Consider the following 23,675-nt stretch of genomic DNA (forward strand, 5'->3'; position numbering starts at 1 on the left):
AACTTTCTATCATTAAAACAAGAAAATCGATTCCTTAGCATACAGGAATCGATTATTTTTTCACTATTGATTGACAACAACAGGAATAATTGTATAAAATCCTTCATACTCTGCCATTACAATTGCTGCACCATCAGATACTGTAATAATTTGATTATCTGGTGTCGTATTTGCAATGTCAGGGTTTGATAGTCTATAGGTTGCTTCTGAAGTAATATCTTTAATAGTTCCATCACTATAGATTGCATGAATCATTATTTTTGTTTTCTTACCTGCCGAGCTGACAATATAATCCGGAGCTGCGAAAATCCCTAAAACTCTAGCTGGATGTTTATCCACTACTTTGACATGTATTTCTCTTGTGATTCCCATGTAAGTAGCCTTTATGGTTGTTTCCCCTACTGACTGAGCAACGATTCGTCCCGCATCTGTTATGGTTGCTACTGTTTTATCAGCTACTGACCACTCTGCGTTATCAGCTACATCGTACACATCACGCGGACCATAAACTGCAAAAAGAGACATTATTAAGGACTCATTTGGTTCTAAAACTACATCTGTATTACTTGGTTCCAATGAGTGTGGTTTAATATTTCTTACCCAAACTGCATCGTTCAATCCTTCGTGATAACGGAAGTATACATACGCTTCTCCAGGACCAACTGGAGTAATTTTCCCATTTTTATCTACGGTTGCTACACTTTCATCAGTAGACTCCCATGTTCCTTCGGTATCAACTTCTATCACATTATTGTCGGTATATTCCGCAAAGGCAATTACATCAACCGGTTCATCACCTGGCTGCAACATTAACATGCCTTCACTTAAATCAATACCCACTAAATTAACAGAACCACCCTTTTCATTTACAGTAACTGGAATTTCAAATACAGGAAAGCCATCAATTTTACCAATAATCGTTGTGCTTCCGTTTGTCTTCCCTGTAATTTTCCCTTCCTCAATCACAGCAATCGATGGATTCTTTGAAGTCCATTGAACGTTTTTCGTGATTTCTCTTTGAGCACCATCACTATATTGAGCTGAAATTCGTAAAGGGAAAATCTTATCTTTTTGTACGACAACATCAAATGTGTTGAATAGTAATGATTCTATTTTTAAATCCTGTTCGGATGCAGGAGATTCAGGTAGAATTGTAACATCTAAAATTTCAAAATTACTACCGTGATTAATCAGTACTTGAGTCGTTCCCGTTGCCATTGCCGTCAGCACACCATTCTCTACTGTTACAATATCAGGGTTTAAAGAGGTGCTCCTACCATTTAACGTAACATCTGCGGTCGTTCCATCCTGATACTCTGCTTTTATCGTATACGGATGTGTACTTTCATTTAATGTAAATGTAATCTCCGATTCAATTGGTTTAAGATCAACGATTCGGTTTAGACCATCTTTAGAAGGTGTTTCTGTTACTACAATCGTGAATCTTTCTGTATAACCCGCACTATAAACACTGATTATCGCTGTGCCTGTCCCAACAGCTGTCAGAAGTCCATCTTGATTTATCGTAACTACACTTGGATTATCAGTCTTATAAAGTGCATAAGGCGTATCATCCATAACATTGCCATCTGTGTAAGTCACTTCGACCTTTAATTGTTTCTGTTCATTTACCATCATATTTGTCACATTCGGTGTGACTGACATAGACTTAGCGATTGGAGGCTTAGCAGGACCATATTTATCTGAAACCGTTACAGGTATCTGGACCATTTTCCCTCCATATAATGCTGTTAATACAGTTGATCCTTTCGTTATTCCGTATATTTTATTAAGTTCCACAGAAGCGATGGGAAAAGGATTAGATGAAATCCATTCAATAGAATCCGTTACATCTTTTATCGATCCATCGCTGAAAACTGCCTTAATTGAAACTTCTTTCCCATACTCATCACCTAATCCCAAAAAATAATAAGACGAAGAAGCAGTAAGACCGATTACTCTAGGATTCGTTAATTTATTCGTAATAATCACTTCAATCTCAACTGGAGAATGAACCTCAGTTCGATAAGTTGCTATAAGTTTTGTTTTACCAATCTTTCCTTTAGCATTGACTACACCCTGTTCTGTAACTGTTGCGAGGCTAGTATCCTCAACTGTCCACTTCGCCTCATTTGTAACATCTTTTGAATTTCCATCATTAAATACTTCATTCAACACAGTTCCAATTGACTCGTTAGGTAAGATCTCTATAGTCGGTGTTTCTGTAACTAGGTTCGTTGGCTTAACAACATTCACTAGAATTGTACCAACCATTTTATCATACTTAAAATAAATATAAGCTTCTCCAACCCCAACAGGAGTGATTTGCCCGCTACTATTAACAACTGCAACACTAGAATTTGACGAACTCCATTTGCCAATACTTGTTACTTCTTTATCCCCTGTAAAGGTGCTTCTAAAATAAGCTTTTGACTGTACTGGTTTATCTGTAGTTTCTAATCTAAATTGACTCGCAGAAAGTATTAAACCTTTTTCTTCGACTAGTTTTTCTTCTACAGAAACAAAGAAATTTATCTCTGGAAAAGTCGAATATTTCACGTTTAACGAAACATCTCCTGGTGATATTCCTTCAATTTCACCATCCGAGACTTTAGCAATGGACGTATCTCTCGATTTCCAAGTAGCTGATTTCGTCACATTTTTGACTGAACCGTCACTATATAATGCTTTCAATTGAATTGACTTTTTTTCACCTTGTTCTACATAGGTAGTATTATAGGCTGATAACAATAAAGATACAATTTTCGGTGAATCTGGCTTAGGATTTTCACTAAATATTGTTCCATTTGATGCAAATGCTAGATTACTATATAGAGATAGGATTAAACTGAAAATAATCGTCATCGCTGTAATACGATTAACGGCCCTCTTTTTCATTTATTTCCTCCTTTTTTTATATTAATCAACTGTAAAAATACCATTTACTTATCTAATAGAAAGATGTTCACCATACTGTCTAATATGGCGAACATCCTATATGAATGACTATGGTTGCTTTTTGTCGAAAATAATATTTACAGCTTCCGATGGATCTGTCCTGCCATCTTTCGTTACTGTAACGGCCGTTAAGCTGTTTTCACCCTTTTTCACATTTACAGAAATTGCAAATGCACCATCTTCATTTGATTTTCCAGTTGCAATGTCCTTCCCGTTATTTTGAATGATAACAGTACTTGATGGTGTTGCTTTTCCTGTCACAACAATCTTAGATTCATTTATGAACGAATTATTTACTGGTGATTCAATCACTGGTACTGGTAAAGAATTATTCACAACTGCTCGAATCATCATATTTCCATAAACAGGATCTGTATTATGCTCCCATTTTCCATCAGCTAAAAACCAGTTTCGATCATGGAAAGGTCCATTATGATCGCTATATAAGCTTGTTGACTTAGTCACGTCATCTGGCTGAATATAGGTTAGATAGAAGTCTCCACTGACATAAATCTCTTTATCAGTTAGATCAACATACGTCCATTCCCCATCTGTTTTCGCATGAGCATCGAAAGGACCTGCAATCTTCTTGCCAGGGGCTCCATTTAAACCACTTGAATCATAGACTGCAACTTGGAATCTTGTTGACCCCGGTGAAGGCATTTCGGTATTGACCTTAAACAGTCCCCCTGTTAGCCACGCTCTTGAAACTCCTTCTTCTAAAGACATTTTAACAGCCATACCATTCTTAGCATAAACCCAATACCATGCGTTTTCCCCTGTTCCGTCATCATATCCAATTTCACCAGTAAATCCGATATACTTTTGCAATTCTATTTTTTGATTATGATCTTTTTCTGCGTTAATTGAAATAGGAATATCTTGATATACATAATCATCCTTGTACACATGTAATGTGTAGTTTCCTTCATATGCAGTAAGAGAAAAACGTCCTTTATCATCCGTTTTTACAGGTAAAATGGCTGCATCCTCTAGTAAGGAAATAATCACATTAGATAGTGGTTTACCGGTTTCTTTATCCTTTACGACCCCTTCTACTGTTCCTTTCCCTAAAGGTTTAAGATTTAAGTTTGCTTCGACGATCCCGTCTTTTGGAATCGAAACAGCTTGGTCTTTGGAATGAAAACCATAGGCTTCAGCGCGAAGAGTGAATTCCCCTGCCTTATGTGTCATGGAGAACCTTCCATCAGCTGGATTAGCTGTAACTGAGAATCCAGAATCTACTAGCGTTACCTGTGCACCGATCGGTAACACGTTTGGCTGACTATAAGTATCTTGAACGAATGTTGCAGTTGGAGCTAACACACTGTTCTTAGAATTCTTTTTGATATGGATTTCATTTGTTGTATTTTCCTTAAAAATTTCTTGTTTCGTGTCTTCCGTAATAGGTTTATCAGTCAATGAAATGTCATCCAAATACCAACCATCATGAACTACATCATCAGGTCCCTCAAATCCTGTGTCTGCTGAAAACTTAAAGAAACTGATATAAATCCGCTTTCCAGCGTAAGCAGAAAGATTCACTTCTGCATCTATCCATTCATCAGTAAGATACTCTTTTGGTACCCCATTTCCCCAAAATTCAGTAGGTTCCGTTCTAGTCACTATTTCCCAGTTTTGGCGGTCGGTAGAGACTAGGACCGCACCGAAATCAGTTGAAACTTCCATTCCTTCTGCATTAAAGTCATACCACTGCTTATATTGCAGGTATGAATTTCCGCTTTCAGGAATGTCGATAGGAGGCATATTGAGATACGAAAACGAATCAGGAGCGTGAGGACCCTCCAAATTGGTTCCATATACGTTTTTTCCTGAATAAGCTTGTCCAGGTCCCGCTACTGGGCTACCCCATTCCCAATCGTTATATAATCCTTCAGAATACCATCCTTCAGGAACAGCTTCTAAATCTTGAAAATAACCAATTGTAATCGCAGGCTTAACTTCTACATTAAATTCCGGAGAAGTTACTTGATTTTGTCCATAATCAACCATTTTCCACTTAAAAGTAAATGTACCTTTCCTTATATCTTCACCTGGAACTACAGCTTGATAGGTCCCATTTCTAAAATCACCAGCTGTTCTTGTTGCTTTTACCGTCTTCCATTGTTGATCAACTAAATACTGAATTTCTACTGTCTCTACACTGATGTTATCTTGCACTTCTACTGTTAATGGCAGCACTACCTGGTCGTATACAAAATCAGGAGAGGTATGCTGGTAGGTGGGATTGGTTTTGTCTTGCCCGTCATGGCCAACAATACCTTTAACCATTCCATTTCCATTATTTAATGTATTTATTGCGTTATAAGCATTAACAAACCCATGCCCATAACCGTAATTAGGGGAAGTCGGATATTCTGAGTCTGTTAACGGAATTGCAGTATCCTCAAGTAATTTTTCAATTTGATCAATAGATAGTGATGCATTTGCTTGTTTAAGTAACGCGATTACACCTGTAATATGTGGAGTTGCCATGGAGGTACCACTCCAGCCATCTTCATATTCATTTCCTGGTGTCGCTGATCGAATATTGGCACCAGGTGCTGAAACATTTGGTTTTGACTCATCATATGGGCCTGGTCCACGAGATGAGAAGTAAGCTAATTTATTATTACTATCTGTTGCTCCAACTGCAAAAGATTCTGGATAATTTGATGGATTCGAAATCGAACCAGGTCCATTCTCTCCACTATTTCCTGCAGCAAAAACCGGGAAGATATCTGCAGCTCTCCAATTCTGGACCATTGGTCGATACCATTCATCAAATCCAGGGCCGCCACCCCAAGAATTATTTACAATATCTGGTGCTAATTCTGGATGTGGATTCCCCTCAGAATCCTTAGGAGCAAGAATCCATTCTCCTGCTTGTAACAAATCAACATCTGTACCACCAGCTGCCGAGAAGGCTTTTACAGCAATCCATTTTGCACCTGGTGCAACACCTATTTGATTACTTCCATCTGGTTCACCTCCAACAATTGTCCCCATTGTATGTGTACCATGAGCTAAATCATCATAAGGCTCATCACTTCCATTGACTGCATCGAACCAACTTAGGGAATGATCGACAAGTGTCGGGTTTGTAGGATTGTATCCACGGTATTTTTCCTTTAATGCAGGATGATCCCATTGTACACCTGTATCGATATTTGCTACTACAATACCCGATCCATCGATTCCCATTTTCCAAGCTTGTGGCGCACCGACACGTTCCACTCCCCACTCAGTCGTTGATGAACTTTTCACTGATGAGTCTTTGTTTCGTATAGGAGTAATTAATTGTCTTGTTTCATTAGGCAAAATCTTTGCAATTTCTGGGTATGCAGCGAGTTTATCCATTACCTCTTTTGTTCCAGTAACAGCAATGGCATTAACTACATAGAAAGACTCCACACTATCTACTTCACCATTCTTTTTAGCTTGCTCCAAATACTCTAGCACTCTATTCTGCGTTTCCATTGCCGTATTACGTAAAGATGAAATAACCGTAGAACGGACGATCAATTCCATCTTAGCAGCTGTTTGTTTCTGTTCTTTAGCATTTTCTTTTGCTTCTGATGCAATCTTATTTGTATCAACTTGTTCATTAAATTTTAATAAGAAAGTTACCTGTTCATTCTGTTTAAATTGTTGCAATAACTTACGATCAATTTTCAGATCAAGTGATGAAGTGGTTATAGGTTTACTAAAGCTTTCTATTGCCAAGACATAATTGGGAAGAAAAAGATTGATTAAGAGAAAGCTAGATAGTAAGATACTTATCAACAACTGACTTACTTTAAATGTTTTTGTCAACAAAAGAACTCCTCTCTAATAATAAAATTGGATCGTACTACTTGAAGTAATTGTTTATTTTTATAGATTCCTAAGTTCCGAAAAAACTTGATCATTTATTTTAAAATATAATGATTGGCCGTAACTAATATATCCTCCCTTGATTACACCTAATGTAACAGTCGTTCCATCAGTTAGATGTAATGTTAATTCTTTATATTGATCATTGTTTCGAAAATCACCTATTTTTGCTTCTACATCTTGTATTAAGTATGGCTTAGCTTTTTTTAGTTCTTCTAAGAATGTATTGATTACCTCTAAGTTCTTAATATTCTTGAAATTATTCACATTGCTTAACGAATCCTCATACGATCTAGATTTTACTTCTTGTAAATTTTTCACCAAACGCAACTTACCGAAAATATCGTTTCCATCATTTACAGTAATTCCAGTTAAACTCTCGTAAAACTCTGCAAAAACTTCTCCATTTATTTCGTCATAAGTCATAATCCGAAAGACCTCTTTATACCCTTTTACTGAGTAAACATCGATTTCTCCTATTGTCGATGCAAACTCTTCCGCATATTTATCTTGTTTACTCCATTCATCTATACCAGCTTTTGTCTTACCTAACTTTTCACCTTTTATCTCAGAAACTTTATTTCTATCAATGGTTGTTGGTGATTGAGTATAAATTTTACCTTTATAAACAATTAATGGCATCATTTTAGCTGGACCAGTTTCTGGTAATTCGATCGCAGGAATTGCTACCTCTGAATTACTTGATTGATCTTTAATACTTGATGATATCTGTTTAGAATTGTTTGTAGTACTTTGGGAGTTGTAATAACTATAACCAACAAAAATTAGAATAACTGTAATTGCTACTGAAGGAATTATTTTAGTTACAACGAATCTACTAGAAACATATTTTAATAATTTAATAGTACGTCTATTATCTATTCTTCTTGCAGAGTCTCTTAGTTTTTTTTCAGTTGAGATAACAAACTCTTCATTTGGATTTTGGGGATATGCTTCCCGAATTAAATCAAACAAATCATTGTCATTTTGCATGTCGAATTACCTCCTCTGCATTTAAATTTAACATCTTTTTGAGGTCTTTTATTGCTCGGTGGTAATCCACTTTCACCTTTGACTCACTACAGTTAAGGATTTTGGATGTTTCTTTTACTGGCAATTCATTTATACCCCTAAAAATTACAACAGCCCTATATTTAGGCTTTAATTTAGAGATAGCTTCATGAATTAACATTTTCATTTCATTTTGTTCGATTAACTCATTAGGGCCTTTATTTGACGATTCTATTTGCTTGAAAAAACCTTCACTGAAGATTGAAGAAAATCTTTTCTTTCTGTAGTGATCTACGGCTACATGTTTTGCAATTGAAAATATCCAAGTCTTTAAATTATTTTCATTTTTGAAGGTAGATAAATTGTAAAGAACTCTAATAAAAACTTCCTGAGTTAAATCTTCTGCATCGTTTTGATTCCCTGAAAAACAAACAAGAAACCTGTAAACCTCTAAATAATATTTACTATAGATTTTACTAATGCTATCTTCCAAGTTGTCTAAGTCAATCAAACTATTCCCCCCTCGATTATGTATTCTATTATTATTCGTTTGAACTGTTTGAATGGTTACAAGAATTTTTCACAAAAAAAGCAGATTGATTTTGAACTGCCCCAATAAAGTTAGTGGACAAAATAAAGTAGGGAAACCTCTCTCGAGGCTTACCCAAATGTTACAATGACTTAGAAACTTTACACCTTTGTATCTTCCCTAAGTATTTATAACCAGCACACAGCTAAAGTTTAATAAAAGTCGAAGTAAAGAGGCTGTCTACTTTATTTCTACAATACCAGCGGACAGAGTCGATGAACGAGAATTTGTGCAGTTAGGAGAATTCTCTCGACCGGATATGATTAATCTATCTCTTACTGCAAAGTACTCTTGATGGAGCTTATCCACGAACGCTGCTGTACTTGTGATCTCATTAATAACTCCGATGCCCTGACCACAACCCCAGATATCCTTCCACGGCTTCGCCTCCCCTGCAAAATTCATCTTAGTTGGATCGCTTTCGGGAAGTGTGTTGGGATCCAAACCTGCAGCTCGGATTGATGGTGCAAGATAATTCCCATTCACACCAGTGAAGAGATTACTATAAACAATGTCGTCAGACGTACACTCTACGATTGCTTGCTTATACGCATCTGAAGCACGTGCTTCGTGAGTCGCAATGAAAGGCGATCCTATATAAGCAAAATCAGCCCCCATGGCTTGGGCGGCCAGTACCCCGCTCCCGTTAGCGATAGATCCAGCCAAAGCTAGCGGACCGTCGAACCATTGTCGAATTTCTTGAATCAATGCAAACGGGCTCTTCATGCCAGCATGACCGCCAGCACCTGTGGCAACTGCAATTAAACCGTCTGCACCTTTTTCGATTGCCTTGTGCGCAAAAGTGTTATTGGTCACATCATGCAAAACAAATCCTCCGTAGTTGTGTACTGCAACATTTATATCCTCGCGTGCACCAAGGGACGTAATAATGATGGGAACTTTGTACTTCGCACACATTTCCATGTCGTGTTCTATCCGATCATTAGACTTGTGCACAATCTGATTAATGGCAAACGGCGCGGCTGGTCGATCTGGATGTCGTGCGTTATGAGATGCGAGCTCCTCCGTAATTTCCGCCAACCATTCGTCGAGCAATGAGGCGGGCCTAGCATTCAGAGCGGGCATAGATCCAACGATTCCAGCTTTACATTGCGCGATTACTAACTTGGGATTACTAATTATGAAAAGTGGTGAGCCGATTACAGGAATTCTCAATCTTTTAAGTATTGACGGCATTTTTGACATGCGGTCTCTATTCCTCCGTTCTAACGGTTAATTTTCTTTTGTAATTACTTATTTATTTTGAGAGTGACGGATCAGCTACTTTCACAAGCTGTTTTCCGAGGTTTTCTCCTGTAAACAACCCAAGGAAGGCATTTACTGTATTTTCAAGGCCTTCAACGATGTTTTCTTTGTATTTTAATCTACCTTCCGATACCCATTCCGCCAATTGGGAGATCCCTTCACCAAAGCGATCCGAGTAGTCACTAACTATATAACCTTTCATTAATGAACTGGTAACCAGCAGTTGGGATTGGATACGAGGCCCTGTATCCACTTTTTCTAAGTTGTACAATGCAATTTGACCACACAACGGAATGCGGGCTTTATTATTAAGAAGCGACATGACAGCATCAGAAATAGAACCCCCGACATTATCAAAGTAGATATCTACCCCATTCGGACATGCTTCTGCCAAAGCTGTCTTCAAATTAGACGTTGTTTTGTAGTTGATAGCAGCATCAAATCCCAAATCGTCAACCAGGTATTTATTTTTTTCACCAGACCCGGCAATCCCCACGACTCTACAACCTTTGATCTTTGCGATTTGTCCCACAACCATACCCACGGCACCCGCAGCCCCGGATACGACAACTGTCTCCCCGGCTTTTGGTTGACCGATATCTAGCAATCCAAAGTAAGCGGTCAGACCCGGCATCCCTAATACGCCCAGAGATGTCGTAATAGGTGCAATGTCCGTATTTATTTTTCTTACGTGCTTCCCTTTCGCAACTGAATATTTCTGCCAGCCGAGGGTCCCGAGGACAATGTCTCCTTCTTTAAAGTCAGGATCATTCGATTCTATGACCTCGCCCACAACACCACCCGTGACTACTTCGTTTATCTGAAAAGGTGGAATATAAGATTTTCGGTCATTCATCCTGCCACGCATATATGGATCTACTGATAGGTACAGCGTGCGAATGAGAACTTCCCCTTCATTCGCTTGAGGCACTGGTTGTTCAATCATCCTAAAATTTTCGTCGGTTGGCATCCCTTTTGGTCTGCTGGCCAAGATAATTTGCTGATTGGCTTTGGTCATTTTAAACACTCCTAAACTACTTTTATTTTAGAGAAGCAACACAACATATATGGATGTGTTTATTCAAGATCTAAGTGAACCCGTCTCACTAGGGTATAATCCACGCGCCGAAAAGGTAATAAATGTCTTTTAAAAAAGGAAATGGTTCTGTCTCAAAGAGGTAAACGGGAAAATGGATTACATATTTTTTTTAGTCATTTCTTCTTCACCTCCTTTAATAGATAATTGTTACCATTCTGCCTCCATTGGCGGGGAGACACGCCTAACTGCCGCACAGCTGTGTCTTCATCTACTTCTGGAATCTCGCTAAATTTTTTAGCAGCATTAAGCATCCGTTCTTCTCCAATCGTTCTACGGACTTTGCCATCAATTTAGGTTTCTCTAGATTTAACTAAAATTTACTATTCAGGATTGCATTTTAATTTTATAACTCCATTTTTATTAAAGTAAAATTAATAATAGTTAATTAGAATTAAGTTCAGCTTAAATGGAAATTAAAAGTGTCGCTACACATAGAAAATTATTCACATAAAAACCTGCTCGATAAGCATCAGGAGCAGGTCAAATTTTCTATCATAATATTTTATTATGGGTTGTTACTGTAGACATGATTTCAGATATTTTACAAATTTATGGATCAAGCTTGATGAATGTTTATCCTTTGACCAAACCACGTGAATGGAAATAGTAGTGATTTTTTTATTTACATCTATTTCGAGAGGGATTACCTTTCCATTTAAGACATAGGGATCATTTTTCATGTAATAGTCCGGTGCCAAGCTTATTCCAATATCTTCTGCCACAGCACTTTTAATCACATCAACATTACTCGATGTAAACACGATATTAATTTCTCCCAAATCACGGAATAATTCCTGTGTTAACCACTTAAAATAGTCATCTTTATATATAATAAAAGGCGAATTTATCAGTTCTTGAGGCTTTACGCTTTTGTTGCAAGCTAACAAAGAATTTCTATTTACATAAACCTTAATTTCAGATTCCAATAACAGTTCACTGCTTAAATCATCATCAATATTCAACTCGTTCCCAGCAATCAACCCTATATCAATTTTATGCTGTTTCACATCATGGATAATTTCTTCTGTACTACTTTCAGTAATTTGAAAATCCATGAGAGGATAATCAGTCTTAATACTGGACTTTGCTTTGAGCAAAATGGGCATTACACCTGTTATAGCTGCTACCTTCATGTCCCCCCTATTTAAGGTGCTAAAAGAACTTACCATTTCTTGCAGCTTATGAACGTTCATCAATATCTGAATGGCTTGTTTGATGACTAATTCTCCTTCATACGTTGGTACCGCGTTTTGCCCCCGTGATCGAATAAATATTTTTACTCCTAATTCATCTTCTAATTGTGTAATTGACTGGCTAATTCCTGATGGAGATACGTGCAGATTTTTTGATGCATTAATAATCGAACCTGTTTTGGCAACTTCAAGAATATATTCTAATTGTTCAATATACATTTTTACCTCCCATTTAAGCTGAACTTAATTCTAATTAACAACTATTAATTTTACTTTAATAATAATGAAATTATAAAATAAATACAAATACTCATCCTGAATAGGCAATTGAAGTAGAAAATCACACGATTAATCAGGTTAGAAGGAAAAACAAAGTGCAAGATTGTTTGGGGACAAATAAAAAAGGCTAGAATAACGTTAATAAAGTATAGGGGGAATTTATATATGAATTATAAAAACATTACTGTTGCTGGTGGAGGAGTTTTAGGAAGTCAAATTGCATTCCAAGCAGCTTTTAAAGGTTTTGAAGTATCCTTATACGATATCAACGATAGCGCATTAGAAATGACGGATACGCGTTTCAAATACTACATGGAACGTTACAAAGATGATATCGTAGCTACACATGAAGAATTGGAAGCTGCATATAACCGATTAACACTGTATACCGATTTGGCGAAAGCGGTTGAAAACGCAGATTTAGTTATTGAAGCGATTCCTGAATTGGTTGAAGTTAAAAAAGATTTTTATCAAAAATTAGCTAAAGTTGCACCAGAAAAGACTGTTTTTGCTTCTAACACTTCCACCTTGTTACCAAGTCAGTTCGCTGAATTTACAGGTAGACCTCATAAATTCTTAGCATTGCATTTCGCTAATGAAATTTGGAAATTTAATGTTGCAGAAATTATGAAACACCCAGGAACAAAAGAAGAATACTTTAATGAAGTCATCGAATTTGCAAAAGTAATTGGAATGGTGCCAATTCCGATTCATAAAGAACAACCGGGATATGTAATGAATTCGCTACTTGTTCCGTTTTTATTCGCAGCTCAAAAATTACTTATAAACGGAGTTTCTGACCCAGAATCCATTGACAAAACATGGATGCTTACCGCAGGAGCACCATTTGGTCCATTCGCATGGCTAGATATTATTGGAATTAATACTGCCTATAATGTTGCTAAATCAATGGGAGAACAAGGTGATGAAGAAAGTGCTCAAATAGCGGATTATCTGAAAAGAGAACTGATCGATAAAGGAAAACTAGGAAAACAAACTGGTGAAGGATTCTATAAATATCCAAATCCTAAATATTTAGACAGCGATTTCTTAAAATAAAAAATAGAAAAATCACATCCATTATCGGTTGTGATTTTTTTGCATATATCCTATAATAGAGTTCGTTTATTTTAACGATTTCGCAATTTTATGCAAAATATGTTTCAAACATCATTTGAAATTTTTTTCAGCGACTGCTTAAACAACAGAAGAAATTACTATGCAAATAGTAACCCTTATCTTCGGGTATAAGTATGTTTGCTTTTAATAAGTTTCTGTAAATCTTCTCTATAAAATGTATCTTTTAATTCCTGCATTTTAAATGGAATTAAAGGTGAAAGGTAGGGAACACCTACTGATTTTAGACTCACCATATAAATGATTAGAATGGTTGTAGCAATGATTAAACCGTTAAACCCAAAAAAATTAGCAATAATCAAAAAAAGCATCCTTAAAGTGGCATCAGGTGCAACTAGACCTCTGTTAGCCCCTAAGAAACTAGAAAGAGCGGTTATCCCGATAACGATTAGACTGACTGGATGGATTAATTTAGCAGTAACCGCTGTTTCGCCAATTACTATGGTTCCAATTAAAGATACCAAAATTACCCCACTTTTCGGAAGACGAAACGCAACATCTACTAGCATTCTGATCAAAAATAAAAGAATAAAAATTTCCCAAAATGTTGGCAAGAGCTCATCCTTAGAAATAATTGCTTTTGAAATTTTGCCTGGCAAATCATCTTTATGAAAATTTGCGATCGTAATATAAACGCCAGGCAGATATACTGCTAATATAAAGGCAATCAATCGCATGATTCGGTTAGTAAACCTGCCCATTGATATATGATAGTCATCAGGGGCATGCATAAAATCAATAAATAAAGCAGGGGCTATGATGGCGAAAGGGTACCCATCCACAATCACTACCACTCTTCCTTCGAATAAGGAAGATACTACCCCGTCAATTCGTTCTGAATGTCTTACCCGAGGAAAAAAAGACTTTGGTTTTCCTTCTAACACATCCTCCAATACTCTTTCACTAAGGACATACTTTATGGTTAGACTTTTTAGCCTCTTTTTAACTTCTTTTAATATTCTTTTATCAACAATATCTTCAATATATAATACAGAAACAGATGTTGGTGAAAAAGAGCCAAATTCTACTGTTTCTACACAAAAATCGGGAGTTTTTAATGAACTTCTAATCAAATTAATATTTGTTTTCATTTTTTCTGTTAATCCAATTTGTGGACCTCTTGCTGTACGTTCTCCTATTGCTGCTTCAATGCTTCTTTCCACCCAATTAGGAGATGGTATAATGATTCCTTTTCGATACCCGTTAATCAGTAAAACGGTATTCCCTTGTACGATGGCATCGGTTAATTCTTTATACTGCGTAGTGGTTTTCACATCTGCCGATTCAATAATTCTTTCAATTATTTGATCAATGATTGATTCCTCAAAACCTGCAGTTTTAAATTGTTCTAATAAAGGCTTGACCACATAATTCTGAATAATATCTAAATCAATAATTCCGTCCAGATAGACAATTCCTATTTCGAAAGAACCTTCGAAGCCCACCTTTATATTTCTTACGATAAGGTCAGATGTATCGTGAAAAGTATTCTTTATATTTATGATATTTTCTTTAAGGCATTTTTGAATTTCTATGTTAGGCATCCTTCTTCCTCCCTTAAAGTTAGTATTAGTAAATGTAAAAATACTATTACTATTTTACGTAACCTGCACCATTAGAAAAAGAAAAAGGCTGCTATTTTTTTGCAGCCAGTTCTTTAATGAAAGCACTCAATAGTTTAAGTACACCTTCACAAACTTAGATAAATCACTGAATTTGTTTCCATATTTTTGAGAATATATCTTCATCCATTTTAAAATATGCCCTATATATCCATAATAGATATAGCCATCTTTGAGAAGTATGAGTTTCACTTTTGTACTATCGTTTAGCTGAATGGTTAATTCCCTAAAATCTTCATTGTTCTAGAGAATTGCTGATTGGGTCCGTATTTTCTCCACGAAGGAAAGGTTTTGTTTTATTCAGCTCTTTAACAAAATCATTTAAAATTTTCATATCGGCAATAAGATGATAATTCTCAACGCTTTTATCCCAATCGCTGAATGTTCTATATTCTGCACTCGATACATTACCAACCGTTTTTAATTTACCAAAAACATCTTTGCCACTATTTATTGTTATTCCGTTGAGGTTTTCATAAAACTCTGCGTAAGGTTCCCCATCTCGTTCTCCGTAAGTCATTATCCTAAAATTTGAATCGTAGCCTTTAGCAGAAAAAACATCTGCTATTCCTATTGTTGATGCAAATTCTTCATCATAGGCTTCTTGTTTACTCCATTCATCAATAGTTCCTTTCGTTGTCCCAAGTTTCTCTCCTATAATTGCTTTTGCATTTTCCGCACCTATTTCTGTTCTTGTTTGAGTATAAATCTTTCCGTTGAATACAATTAATCCAATCATATCGGATTTTTACACCATCACTATTAATAGCAATTGGTGTATTTTGATTGTTTGTTGTGCCATTGGGAGAAAAAACATTATTATTAAATAAAGACAATGTTCCAACGGATAAAAGTAAGCCAGCTACGATACCAATACTTGTTAAACTATATCCTTTTCTATTGTTTTTCATTTCTTTCTTCGCTTTTAGAATACCAATCTTACTTCTTTCACTTAGTCCTTTTGGTATTTCAATTCTTTTCATTTCTTGTTTAATCTTATTGCTCATATACACCATCTCCTTTCAATTTTTTACGGAGCTTGTCTAAAGCCCTATATAAAATTGTCTTTGCTGTACCCAAAGGTATATCAAGGGATTTCGAAACTTCTTTAATAGTCAAACCTTCGTAAAATCTTAAAATAATTACACTTTTCTCATCTTCATTTAATCGTTCGATTAGGTCTAGAACTGTTATTTCTAAATCAATGTCCTCATTTACATCTCCAGATTGAACTCCTCGTATTGGGGCTTCATTTGAACAACGTTTTTTTTGCTTACGAAGCAAATCAATAGCACAACTAATCGCAATTCTTATTAACCAAGTTTTAAAATATTTTGGTTCTTTAAGATTTTTAATTGATTTAAATGAACGATAGCTGTCTCCTGAACAACATCAAGAGCATCGCTTTGATTTTTTACATATACAAATGCTGTTCGATAAATGTCTTGTTAATATTGCTGGAATAATGTCAGAAATGCTTTATCATTGCCTTTTTGTGCTTTCTTAATTAAATACAACAATCGAGCCACCTCCTTAACTTTCTTTCACCTATTAGACGGAGAATTAAATCATTTGGCTTTAATTTATTTATCTTTCTTCTAAAAATATAATCGCCCCTTAGAGGACGATATATTGACGATGCTTAATTAAAAAGCCTTATTCTATTATCCTGCTCCGATAGCTTAAGTACATTTTTTCACAATCTTAATTTCAAATTAAAATAATATCGAGATCTCATTAAGCCTTTCCCGAATCACTAACACCTGCTCACCCGCATTTGATTTTCCACAGAAAAAATAGACGGTAAATCCTTCAACAACAACGATTATCCCTGAAGTATTCCCGTATGGATCCCACATGGATTTGATGTTAAACCATGCATAGGCGGAAGGAAGCAGCATGAGTCCATTCACCAATAATGCCACGGATGGAACACGAAAGATATTTTTCCAGTCAGTGGTTTATATGCTCCATATTTTCCTCATTGATAAAAACACACCCATTTCACTACATAATATTTTTATTGTTGTAATAAATGTTGTTTTTATCTCAAAACAAATGTGTTAGGCTCTCCCCCTATCCCCACTAGAAAAGATTCGATTCTTAAAGGATAGGCTCTGTTATTATTCATTGTTGATTTTCGTTTAGGTATGAGAATTCATAGGCGGAGAATTTCCTGCTAATGTATATAGAGGAAGCATAAGAAGTAGAATTAAGCGGAGATATTCCGATTAACTGCTCTAAATAAGACACAATCTAAAGATTTGGATAATATAAACGGAAAAACTTCCTTTATTTTTAAGGAAATATGGGTATTTCCCAATTTAGCCGGAATTTTACCGTTTATTTTTCAAACACAGTGAAATCAACATCATTCAGTTATAACAGAGCCAAAGGATAAAGAAAAAACCAATCCGCCTATTATGGAAAATTAGGTTCCTTGACTTTCATCAAAACAATTAATTATGACCAACGATTGGATGTGGTATATATGGTTCCTCTAGAAACGCTATTTCTTCAGCTGTTAGCTTAACTGATAGTGCACCTACTGCATCTTCAAGAGAAAGGCAGACTTCCACTGAAGAATTTGACCTAAGTATATATGATGTCACCACTCGTATTTGTCGATATAATAAGACATTCTCGTTATCCAAAGATATCACCCACTTGTTTAGTAGCTAAATAAAATTGATTAGTCCCTAGAGGTGTTTAAAATGATGGTCCGTTTTGAAAACAAGGAAATTCCTACACTTGAGACTGAAAAGTATCTATTAAGAAGTCTCACACTTGAAGATGCCCCAAAATTATTCGTTTTTATGAGCGATGCAGAGACAATGAAATTTATCACTCCTCATCCCGTACAAACACTTGAAGAAATGGAAGAGAAAATAAAGAATCATCTTGCAAACTTTCAAAAGGAAAAAGAAATTCCATGGGTGATTATCGATAAGAATAGTAGTGAAGTGATTGGTATGTTTTGCCTTCACAAGCTTCATATGTGGCATAGAAAAGCAGAATTAGGAGCCATTCTTCACCCAGGTTATCAAAGAATGGGTTTCATGTCGGAGGTTTTAAAAAGAATATTACCTTTCGGATTTAATGAACTTGCATTAAATCGCATTGTTGGGGACATATTTGCAGAAAATCTAGGTTCAAAAAGGCTTATGGAGAAATTTTGGTTCCATAAAGACGGGATACTGCGGCAAAAGGATTTTGACCGGTCTAGGTATCACGATACCATTGTCTATTCATTATTAAAGGTTGAGTACGACCAAAGAAGCATTGACCTATACTAGAACCCAAAAAGGGAGCCTTGGCCCCCTTTTTTGATAGTAATCATTATGATTATTTTAACGTACGTTTTAGGAACTCCCTTGTACGTTTTTGTGTTGGATTATTGAAAATTTGCTCAGGGCTTCCTTCTTCTGCAATAACTCCCTTATCCATAAAGACAACACGGTCAGAAACTTCTTTTGCAAATTCCATTTCATGTGTGACAATCAACATCGTAAGACCAGATTCAGCGAGCTCCTTCATGACTTTTAGAACCTCTCCTACCATTTCAGGATCAAGAGCTGACGTCGGTTCATCGAATAACATCACATCTGGCTCCATGGAAAGTGCTCTTGCAATCGCCACACGCTGCTTTTGACCGCCAGATAGTTGCTTTGGCTTCGCGTTGATATATTTGTCCATTCCAACAACCTTCAAGTATTTCATCGCGACTCTTTCGGCTTCTTCCTTGGAGCGTTTTAATACCTTTATTTGTCCTACCACACAATTGTTAATGACATTGTGATTGTTAAATAAGTTAAATTGTTGGAACACCATGCCTAAATGCTTCCGGTAATCAGCTGCATCATGATTGTCATCCAGAATATTTTCACCATGGTAGATAATATGCCCGCCGCTCGGTTTTTCTAATAGATTAATACAACGAAGAAGAGTTGATTTACCAGATCCTGAGGATCCGATAATGGAGACTACTTCTCCTTTGTTCACCGAAAAATCAATGTCTTTTAATACTTCATGCGTTCCAAAGGATTTGTTTAAATGTTGAATATCAATAATCTTTTCCATATTCTCTCTCCTCCTTCTCTACTTATTTTTGATTCACTTGTGTATCGTTTCCAATCATCGTATAGTTGTCAGCGCCATCTAATCTCTTTTCAATGTATAGCAATATTCTTGTTACAATAAAGGTCATCACAAAATAAATCATACAGGCTACGAAAAATGATTCAAAATATCTAAAGTTATTACCTGATATTGATTTTGTGACGAAATATAACTCTGTAACGGAGATAACATTCAGAACGGACGTATCTTTAATATTAATAACGAATTGATTTCCTGTTGCCGGTAGAATATTTCGGATAACCTGTGGCAATACCACATTCCACATCGTTTGGAAATGTGTCATTCCAATAGCATGCGCTGCTTCGAACTGTCCTTTATCGACCGAAACAATCCCTCCACGTACAATTTCAGCCATATAGGCTCCCGTATTAATCGATACAACAATTATCGCTGCAACAAAAACATTCATATCGATACCAAATGCTAACGCAGAACCATAATAGATTACCATTGCTTGTACAATCATCGGTGTTCCACGGAAGAATTCAATATAGATTGATAGAATTGCGTTAATCACATTTAACAAAGCTTTTTTGGCACCACGTTCAGGCATGGGGATTGTTCGGACTACCCCTGCTGCTAATCCAATGATTGCCCCAATAATCGTCCCTATAAGAGAAATCAACAGTGTTAAACCAGCGCCACGAAGGAACATAGGCCAGTTTTCTGCAATTATTTTAATGACCCACTCAAGACTCATCTTTTATCCTCCTTTACTGTATAAAACCGACTGTATGATTCTATACAGCCGGTTTCTCATGATTAGTTTGCTGCTGGTTGATTCTTAATAGCATTATCCATAATGCTTGTGCGGTCTTCCTCAGAAATACCTGCTAAAATTTCATTGATTTTATCCGTTAAGTCACTGCCCTTTTTAAGGCCGACAGCGATTGCTGTATCATCTGCTGATGTTTTAAATCCTTCTTCAAATTCAACCATTACATAGTTTTCGTTTGCTGCTGAGGCACTAACTCCTTCTGGACGCTCTGAAACGTATCCATCAATCATTCCTGATTCAAGGGCTACTCTCATTGCTGGGAAGTTGTCCATCGCTGTTTTCTTGTCTACACCTTTAATTTGATCAATCACTGAATAGTGGAAGGTATTTAATTGAGCTGTAACTTTTGCTCCTTTGAAATCTTGGATAGAAGTCACACCTTCGTACTTGCTGCCTTTTTTCACAACCATCACTAAATTGGATGTGTAGTAATTATCTGAAAAGTCGATTGTTTCTTTACGATCTGCTGTTGGTGACATACCAGCGATAATTGCATCAATTTTACCTGATGTTAAAGCCGGTACAAGGCCATCCCACTCTGTTTTGACAATCACTAATTCTTTTCCTAAACCTTCAGCAACCTTTTTTGCAATTTCCACATCATAGCCGCCTGCATATTCTGCTGAGCCACCGATTTTAACACCACCATTAGAATCATCGTTTTGAGTCCAGTTAAAAGGGGCATAGCCAGCTTCAAGACCAACCTTAAAAGTATTATCATCTGATGATTCTGCACCAGAACTTTTACTTGTCCCACATCCTGCTAAAAGAAGAATGGTTGAAACGAACAAAACTATAACTATCGTAAACTTGTTTTTCATGATTTCTCTCCTCCTGTTTTTTTCCATAGATTATTAAAACAACAAAAAACGACCTGAGATAAACTCAGGTCGCAATATGCGTCGTTCCCTAAAGTCCCCTCTTTTATCCCAAATGAGATAGCACAACTCAATAAACCGGAGAGTTTATTGAGACAGTCCTGCAGCTCTTAACTACAGACCCAGCATGTAATATTGAGAATATTACAAACTTCGGCGACATTTCCTTCTCTTTAGTATCACTGCTTCTCATACTCCACTAAAGACTGTTAAATACCGCGCCTCTACCTCACTGTAAAAAAGTGAGGTCTTATTAAATTATATTAATATACTACAGCATTTTGTCGAAAACTGTCAACTTGTATTTTATTGGGAATTCTAATGGGACTTTTATGTTATTTTGGAAATCCGAGTTATCGATCACTATTGTGGGGTTATTGTGACCGTAACTCCTTCTTTTTTGAGTTTTCGGTCACTATAGAGCCCATTTTGAGTTTTCGTCCATAATACTACAATGAAAAATTCACTTGTTGTTTAAAGGGTATTTTTAGGCTTCCCCATAAAACATAAAGACACCCACAAACGTCGGTTTAGCAACATTTGTGGGTGCCTTTTAGATACCGGTGGTCGGGGTCGAACCGACACTCCTTGCGGAACACGATTTTGAGTCGTGCGCGTCTGCCAATTCCGCCACACCGGCATAATAAAATTTTGTAAAGGTAATGCCGAGGACCGGAATCGAACCGGTACGGTAGTCACCTACCGCAGGATTTTAAGTCCTGTGCGTCTGCCAGTTCCGCCACCCCGGCGCAATGAAAAGCGCTATAAAACATAAATTAAATTCTTGAAGGCGGCAACCGGATTCGAACCGGTGGTAAAGGTTTTGCAGACCTCTGCCTTACCACTTGGCTATGCCGCCATATAATGGAGCGGAAGACGGGATTCGAACCCGCGACCCCCACCTTGGCAAGGTGGTGTTCTACCACTGAACTACTTCCGCAAATTGGCTGGGCTAGCTGGATTTGAACCAACGCATGTCGCAGTCAAAGTGCGATGCCTTACCGCTTGGCTATAGCCCAATGATAATTTATTTTTAAATGATTGTTTTATGGGGCGACTGATGGGAATCGAACCCACGAATGCCTGAACCACAATCAGGTGCGTTAACCACTTCGCCACAATCGCCACAATAAAATTTATTGGCAGGGGTAGTAGGAATTGAACCCACACCAAAGGTTTTGGAGACCTTCGTTCTACCTTTAAACTATACCCCTATAAAATTTAACTATTTTGCTTTGCAAAAAATTTGGTGGAGGGGGACGGATTCGAACCGCCGAACCCGGAGGGAGCGGATTTACAGTCCGCCGCGTTTAGCCACTTCGCTACCCCTCCACATATTATGATGATAAAAACCAAATGGTGCCGGCTAGAGGACTTGAACCCCCAACCTACTGATTACAAGTCAGTTGCTCTACCAATTGAGCTAAACCGGCAAGCATATAATCAATAGAATAAAAATGGTGGCTCAGGACGGAATCGAACCGCCGACACAAGGATTTTCAGTCCTTTGCTCTACCGACTGAGCTACTGAGCCACATAATTTAGCCATTTAATAAAAATGGCGGTCTGGACGGGACTCGAACCCGCGACCTCCTGCGTGACAGGCAGGCATTCTAACCAACTGAACTACCAGACCGAATTGCGGGGACAGGATTTGAACCTGCGACCTTCGGGTTATGAGCCCGACGAGCTACCGGACTGCTCCACCCCGCGACAATAGAAATTATTTCACTTATCTCATGCCCATAGTTTGTATGGACTGTATCAATCTCAGAAAGCCTACTCAAGAAGCAGTTCGATTGATACAACTCGCAGTTTATCCTGTGAAGTAACGCTCGTTGCTCCACCCCGCGATAATAAGTATTAAAGATTATTTCACTTCGTGAAAAATCATGGTGGAGGATGACGGGATCGAACCGCCGACCCTCTGCTTGTAAGGCAGATGCTCTCCCAGCTGAGCTAATCCTCCATTTTTAGAAAACTAATATTTGCTAAGATTCTAATGGTGACCCCTACGGGATTCGAACCCGTGTTACCTCCGTGAAAGGGAGGTGTCTTAACCACTTGACCAAGGGGCCATTAATAATAGATTGTGTTTTTATGGCGGAGAGCAAGGGATTTGAACCCTTGAGACAGGGTTACCCGCCTACACGATTTCCAATCGTGCTCCTTCGGCCACTCGGACAGCTCTCCATAAAAGAATGGCTCCGCAGGTAGGACTCGAACCTACGACCGATCGGTTAACAGCCGATAGCTCTACCACTGAGCTACTGCGGAATAATGAAATTTGAAGCAGCCTGGCAACGTCCTACTCTCACAGGAACAAAGTTCCAACTACCATCGGCGCTGAGAAGCTTAACTTCCGTGTTCGGTATGGGAACGGGTGTGACCTTCTCGCCATTATTACCAGACTACTTTTCTCAAAGACAATCTTTATTATACTGTCTTTTCGATATTTTTCAAGAGGTTTTTGAAAAAAAATCATTCCCTCAAAACTAGATAATTTCAGAAGAAGTTTGTAAAACGAGTTCGCATTAAAAATTGGTTAAGTCCTCGAACGATTAGTATCAGTCAGCTCCACATGTTACCACGCTTCCACCTCTGACCTATCAACCTGATCATCTTTCAGGGTTCTTACTAGCTTGACGCTATGGGAAATCTCATCTTGAGGGGGGCTTCATGCTTAGATGCTTTCAGCACTTATCCCGTCCGCACATAGCTACCCAGCGATGCCTTTGGCAAGACAACTGGTACACCAGCGGTGCGTCCATCCCGGTCCTCTCGTACTAAGGACAGCTCCTCTCAAATTTCCTGCGCCCACGACGGATAGGGACCGAACTGTCTCACGA

Annotated in this window: 17 protein-coding genes, 16 tRNA genes, 2 rRNA genes, 1 pseudogene and 1 riboswitch (1 of these 37 running past the window's edge); of the genes and pseudogenes, 2 read left to right on the top strand and 34 right to left on the bottom strand. The window is 37.4% G+C overall.

All coding sequences use genetic code 11. The features are described from left to right. Positions 1–63: 63 nt before the first annotated feature. From QUG14_RS12540 to QUG14_RS12570, 7 genes are all read right to left on the bottom strand, one after another. The gene (locus tag QUG14_RS12540) at positions 64–2,898 is read right to left on the bottom strand and encodes an Ig-like domain-containing protein (protein ID WP_289340883.1); all 2,835 of its coding nucleotides are present in this window, start codon (positions 2,896–2,898) and stop codon (positions 64–66) included. Positions 2,899–3,006: 108 nt separating this feature from the next. Then, positions 3,007–6,774, bottom strand: coding sequence for a S8 family serine peptidase (locus tag QUG14_RS12545; RefSeq protein ID WP_289340884.1), 3,768 nt, complete (start codon positions 6,772–6,774; stop codon positions 3,007–3,009). A 60-nt stretch (positions 6,775–6,834) separates the two neighbouring features. Continuing rightward, complete coding sequence (locus QUG14_RS12550; protein ID WP_289340885.1) at positions 6,835–7,827, bottom strand: hypothetical protein; 993 nt, start codon at positions 7,825–7,827, stop codon at positions 6,835–6,837. Then, complete coding sequence (locus QUG14_RS12555) at positions 7,817–8,356, bottom strand: RNA polymerase sigma factor (RefSeq protein ID WP_289340886.1); 540 nt, start codon at positions 8,354–8,356, stop codon at positions 7,817–7,819. The genes QUG14_RS12550 and QUG14_RS12555 overlap by 11 nt, the downstream gene beginning before the upstream one ends. A 258-nt stretch (positions 8,357–8,614) precedes the next feature. After that, the gene (locus tag QUG14_RS12560; protein ID WP_289340887.1) at positions 8,615–9,640 is read right to left on the bottom strand and encodes an NAD(P)H-dependent flavin oxidoreductase; all 1,026 of its coding nucleotides are present in this window, start codon (positions 9,638–9,640) and stop codon (positions 8,615–8,617) included. A 52-nt stretch (positions 9,641–9,692) separates the two neighbouring features. Continuing rightward, on the bottom strand, positions 9,693–10,718 hold the full coding sequence (locus tag QUG14_RS12565; protein ID WP_289340888.1) for an NADP-dependent oxidoreductase: 1,026 nt from the start codon (positions 10,716–10,718) through the stop codon (positions 9,693–9,695). A 596-nt stretch (positions 10,719–11,314) separates the two neighbouring features. Further along, positions 11,315–12,211, bottom strand: coding sequence for a LysR family transcriptional regulator (locus QUG14_RS12570; protein WP_289340889.1), 897 nt, complete (start codon positions 12,209–12,211; stop codon positions 11,315–11,317). A 225-nt stretch (positions 12,212–12,436) separates the two neighbouring features. Here QUG14_RS12570 and QUG14_RS12575 point away from each other — a divergent pair, with 225 nt between their 5' ends. Then, on the top strand, positions 12,437–13,330 hold the full coding sequence (locus QUG14_RS12575) for a 3-hydroxyacyl-CoA dehydrogenase (protein WP_289340890.1): 894 nt from the start codon (positions 12,437–12,439) through the stop codon (positions 13,328–13,330). Positions 13,331–13,506: 176 nt separating this feature from the next. On the opposite strand, the gene QUG14_RS12580 is transcribed toward QUG14_RS12575, so the two are convergent. The 6 genes and pseudogenes from QUG14_RS12580 to QUG14_RS12605 all read right to left on the bottom strand — a co-directional run. Beyond that, complete coding sequence (locus tag QUG14_RS12580) at positions 13,507–14,952, bottom strand: spore germination protein (RefSeq protein ID WP_289340891.1); 1,446 nt, start codon at positions 14,950–14,952, stop codon at positions 13,507–13,509. 313 nt (positions 14,953–15,265) lie between these two features. Continuing rightward, positions 15,266–15,769 carry a hypothetical protein gene (locus QUG14_RS12585; RefSeq protein ID WP_289340893.1) on the bottom strand — a complete coding sequence of 168 codons (504 nt, stop codon included), beginning with the start codon at positions 15,767–15,769 and terminating at the stop codon, positions 15,266–15,268. Beyond that, complete coding sequence (locus QUG14_RS12590) at positions 15,651–16,037, bottom strand: hypothetical protein (RefSeq protein WP_289340894.1); 387 nt, start codon at positions 16,035–16,037, stop codon at positions 15,651–15,653. Before QUG14_RS12590 ends, QUG14_RS12585 begins: the two co-directional genes overlap by 119 nt. Then, entirely contained in the window at positions 16,027–16,386 is a 360-nt protein-coding gene (locus tag QUG14_RS12595) for an RNA polymerase sigma factor (protein ID WP_353961106.1), read from the bottom strand. The genes QUG14_RS12590 and QUG14_RS12595 overlap by 11 nt, the downstream gene beginning before the upstream one ends. A gap of 359 nt (positions 16,387–16,745) precedes the next feature. Next, a complete protein-coding gene (locus tag QUG14_RS12600) occupies positions 16,746–16,931 on the bottom strand; it encodes a YhgE/Pip domain-containing protein (RefSeq protein WP_289340895.1) in 186 nt (61 codons plus the stop codon). A 558-nt stretch (positions 16,932–17,489) separates the two neighbouring features. After that, positions 17,490–17,591: pseudogene (locus QUG14_RS12605) on the bottom strand (aldo/keto reductase); the annotation flags it as partial. 153 nt (positions 17,592–17,744) lie between these two features. Between QUG14_RS12605 and QUG14_RS12610 the strand changes: the two are divergent. Beyond that, positions 17,745–18,326, top strand: coding sequence for a GNAT family N-acetyltransferase (locus QUG14_RS12610; protein ID WP_289340896.1), 582 nt, complete (start codon positions 17,745–17,747; stop codon positions 18,324–18,326). Positions 18,327–18,375: 49 nt separating this feature from the next. Here the strand turns inward: QUG14_RS12610 and QUG14_RS12615 are convergent, their stop codons facing one another. The 21 genes from QUG14_RS12615 to QUG14_RS12715 all read right to left on the bottom strand — a co-directional run. Further along, on the bottom strand, positions 18,376–19,110 hold the full coding sequence (locus QUG14_RS12615) for an amino acid ABC transporter ATP-binding protein (protein ID WP_289340897.1): 735 nt from the start codon (positions 19,108–19,110) through the stop codon (positions 18,376–18,378). Positions 19,111–19,132: 22 nt separating this feature from the next. After that, positions 19,133–19,870, bottom strand: a complete 738-nt coding sequence (locus QUG14_RS12620; protein ID WP_289340898.1) for an amino acid ABC transporter permease — start codon at positions 19,868–19,870, stop codon at positions 19,133–19,135. 62 nt (positions 19,871–19,932) lie between these two features. After that, positions 19,933–20,769 carry a transporter substrate-binding domain-containing protein gene (locus QUG14_RS12625; protein ID WP_289340899.1) on the bottom strand — a complete coding sequence of 279 codons (837 nt, stop codon included), beginning with the start codon at positions 20,767–20,769 and terminating at the stop codon, positions 19,933–19,935. A gap of 110 nt (positions 20,770–20,879) precedes the next feature. Continuing rightward, a riboswitch (Lysine riboswitch) is annotated at positions 20,880–21,061 on the bottom strand. A gap of 323 nt (positions 21,062–21,384) precedes the next feature. Next, positions 21,385–21,466, bottom strand: a tRNA-Leu gene (locus tag QUG14_RS12630). A gap of 23 nt (positions 21,467–21,489) precedes the next feature. Next, positions 21,490–21,575: transfer RNA gene (locus tag QUG14_RS12635), tRNA-Leu, on the bottom strand. Between the two features lie 39 nt (positions 21,576–21,614). Then, positions 21,615–21,685 (bottom strand) — tRNA-Cys (locus tag QUG14_RS12640). A 6-nt stretch (positions 21,686–21,691) separates the two neighbouring features. After that, positions 21,692–21,766, bottom strand: a tRNA-Gly gene (locus QUG14_RS12645). A gap of 4 nt (positions 21,767–21,770) precedes the next feature. Continuing rightward, a tRNA-Gln gene (locus QUG14_RS12650) sits at positions 21,771–21,845 on the bottom strand. A gap of 30 nt (positions 21,846–21,875) precedes the next feature. Continuing rightward, positions 21,876–21,951: transfer RNA gene (locus QUG14_RS12655), tRNA-His, on the bottom strand. A gap of 15 nt (positions 21,952–21,966) precedes the next feature. Continuing rightward, positions 21,967–22,040 (bottom strand) — tRNA-Trp (locus tag QUG14_RS12660). Positions 22,041–22,073: 33 nt separating this feature from the next. Then, positions 22,074–22,158: transfer RNA gene (locus tag QUG14_RS12665), tRNA-Tyr, on the bottom strand. A gap of 25 nt (positions 22,159–22,183) precedes the next feature. Further along, positions 22,184–22,259, bottom strand: a tRNA-Thr gene (locus QUG14_RS12670). A gap of 25 nt (positions 22,260–22,284) precedes the next feature. After that, positions 22,285–22,360, bottom strand: a tRNA-Phe gene (locus QUG14_RS12675). Positions 22,361–22,385: 25 nt separating this feature from the next. After that, positions 22,386–22,462: transfer RNA gene (locus QUG14_RS12680), tRNA-Asp, on the bottom strand. A gap of 3 nt (positions 22,463–22,465) precedes the next feature. Next, positions 22,466–22,539 (bottom strand) — tRNA-Met (locus tag QUG14_RS12685). 180 nt (positions 22,540–22,719) lie between these two features. Continuing rightward, positions 22,720–22,795, bottom strand: a tRNA-Val gene (locus QUG14_RS12690). 34 nt (positions 22,796–22,829) lie between these two features. Further along, a tRNA-Glu gene (locus QUG14_RS12695) sits at positions 22,830–22,904 on the bottom strand. Between the two features lie 23 nt (positions 22,905–22,927). Continuing rightward, positions 22,928–23,019 (bottom strand) — tRNA-Ser (locus QUG14_RS12700). Between the two features lie 9 nt (positions 23,020–23,028). Further along, a tRNA-Asn gene (locus QUG14_RS12705) sits at positions 23,029–23,103 on the bottom strand. 18 nt (positions 23,104–23,121) lie between these two features. Then, positions 23,122–23,237, bottom strand: a 5S ribosomal RNA gene (gene rrf, locus QUG14_RS12710). A 130-nt stretch (positions 23,238–23,367) separates the two neighbouring features. Beyond that, a 23S ribosomal RNA gene (locus QUG14_RS12715) occupies positions 23,368–23,675 on the bottom strand (it continues 2,629 nt past the right edge of the window).

Origin of the sequence: Neobacillus sp. CF12, assembly GCF_030348765.1 — a bacterium.
GTDB lineage: Bacteria > Bacillota > Bacilli > Bacillales > Cytobacillaceae > Neobacillus.

Excerpts from the sequence above, each read along its gene's own strand:
- QUG14_RS12540 (WP_289340883.1), bottom strand. The coding sequence starts at position 2,898 with ATGAAAAAGAGGGCCGTTAATCGTATTACAGCGATGACGATTATTTTC.
- QUG14_RS12550 (WP_289340885.1), bottom strand. The coding sequence starts at position 7,827 with ATGCAAAATGACAATGATTTGTTTGATTTAATTCGGGAAGCATATCCC.
- QUG14_RS12560 (WP_289340887.1), bottom strand. The coding sequence starts at position 9,640 with ATGTCAAAAATGCCGTCAATACTTAAAAGATTGAGAATTCCTGTAATC.
- QUG14_RS12565 (WP_289340888.1), bottom strand. The coding sequence starts at position 10,718 with ATGACCAAAGCCAATCAGCAAATTATCTTGGCCAGCAGACCAAAAGGG.
- QUG14_RS12570 (WP_289340889.1), bottom strand. The coding sequence starts at position 12,211 with ATGTATATTGAACAATTAGAATATATTCTTGAAGTTGCCAAAACAGGT.
- QUG14_RS12575 (WP_289340890.1), top strand. The coding sequence starts at position 12,437 with ATGAATTATAAAAACATTACTGTTGCTGGTGGAGGAGTTTTAGGAAGT.
- QUG14_RS12580 (WP_289340891.1), bottom strand. The coding sequence starts at position 14,952 with ATGCCTAACATAGAAATTCAAAAATGCCTTAAAGAAAATATCATAAAT.
- QUG14_RS12585 (WP_289340893.1), bottom strand. The coding sequence starts at position 15,769 with ATGATTGGATTAATTGTATTCAACGGAAAGATTTATACTCAAACAAGA.
- QUG14_RS12590 (WP_289340894.1), bottom strand. The coding sequence starts at position 16,037 with ATGAGCAATAAGATTAAACAAGAAATGAAAAGAATTGAAATACCAAAA.
- QUG14_RS12600 (WP_289340895.1), bottom strand. The coding sequence starts at position 16,931 with ATGCTGCTTCCTTCCGCCTATGCATGGTTTAACATCAAATCCATGTGG.
- QUG14_RS12610 (WP_289340896.1), top strand. The coding sequence starts at position 17,745 with ATGATGGTCCGTTTTGAAAACAAGGAAATTCCTACACTTGAGACTGAA.
- QUG14_RS12615 (WP_289340897.1), bottom strand. The coding sequence starts at position 19,110 with ATGGAAAAGATTATTGATATTCAACATTTAAACAAATCCTTTGGAACG.
- QUG14_RS12620 (WP_289340898.1), bottom strand. The coding sequence starts at position 19,870 with ATGAGTCTTGAGTGGGTCATTAAAATAATTGCAGAAAACTGGCCTATG.
- QUG14_RS12625 (WP_289340899.1), bottom strand. The coding sequence starts at position 20,769 with ATGAAAAACAAGTTTACGATAGTTATAGTTTTGTTCGTTTCAACCATT.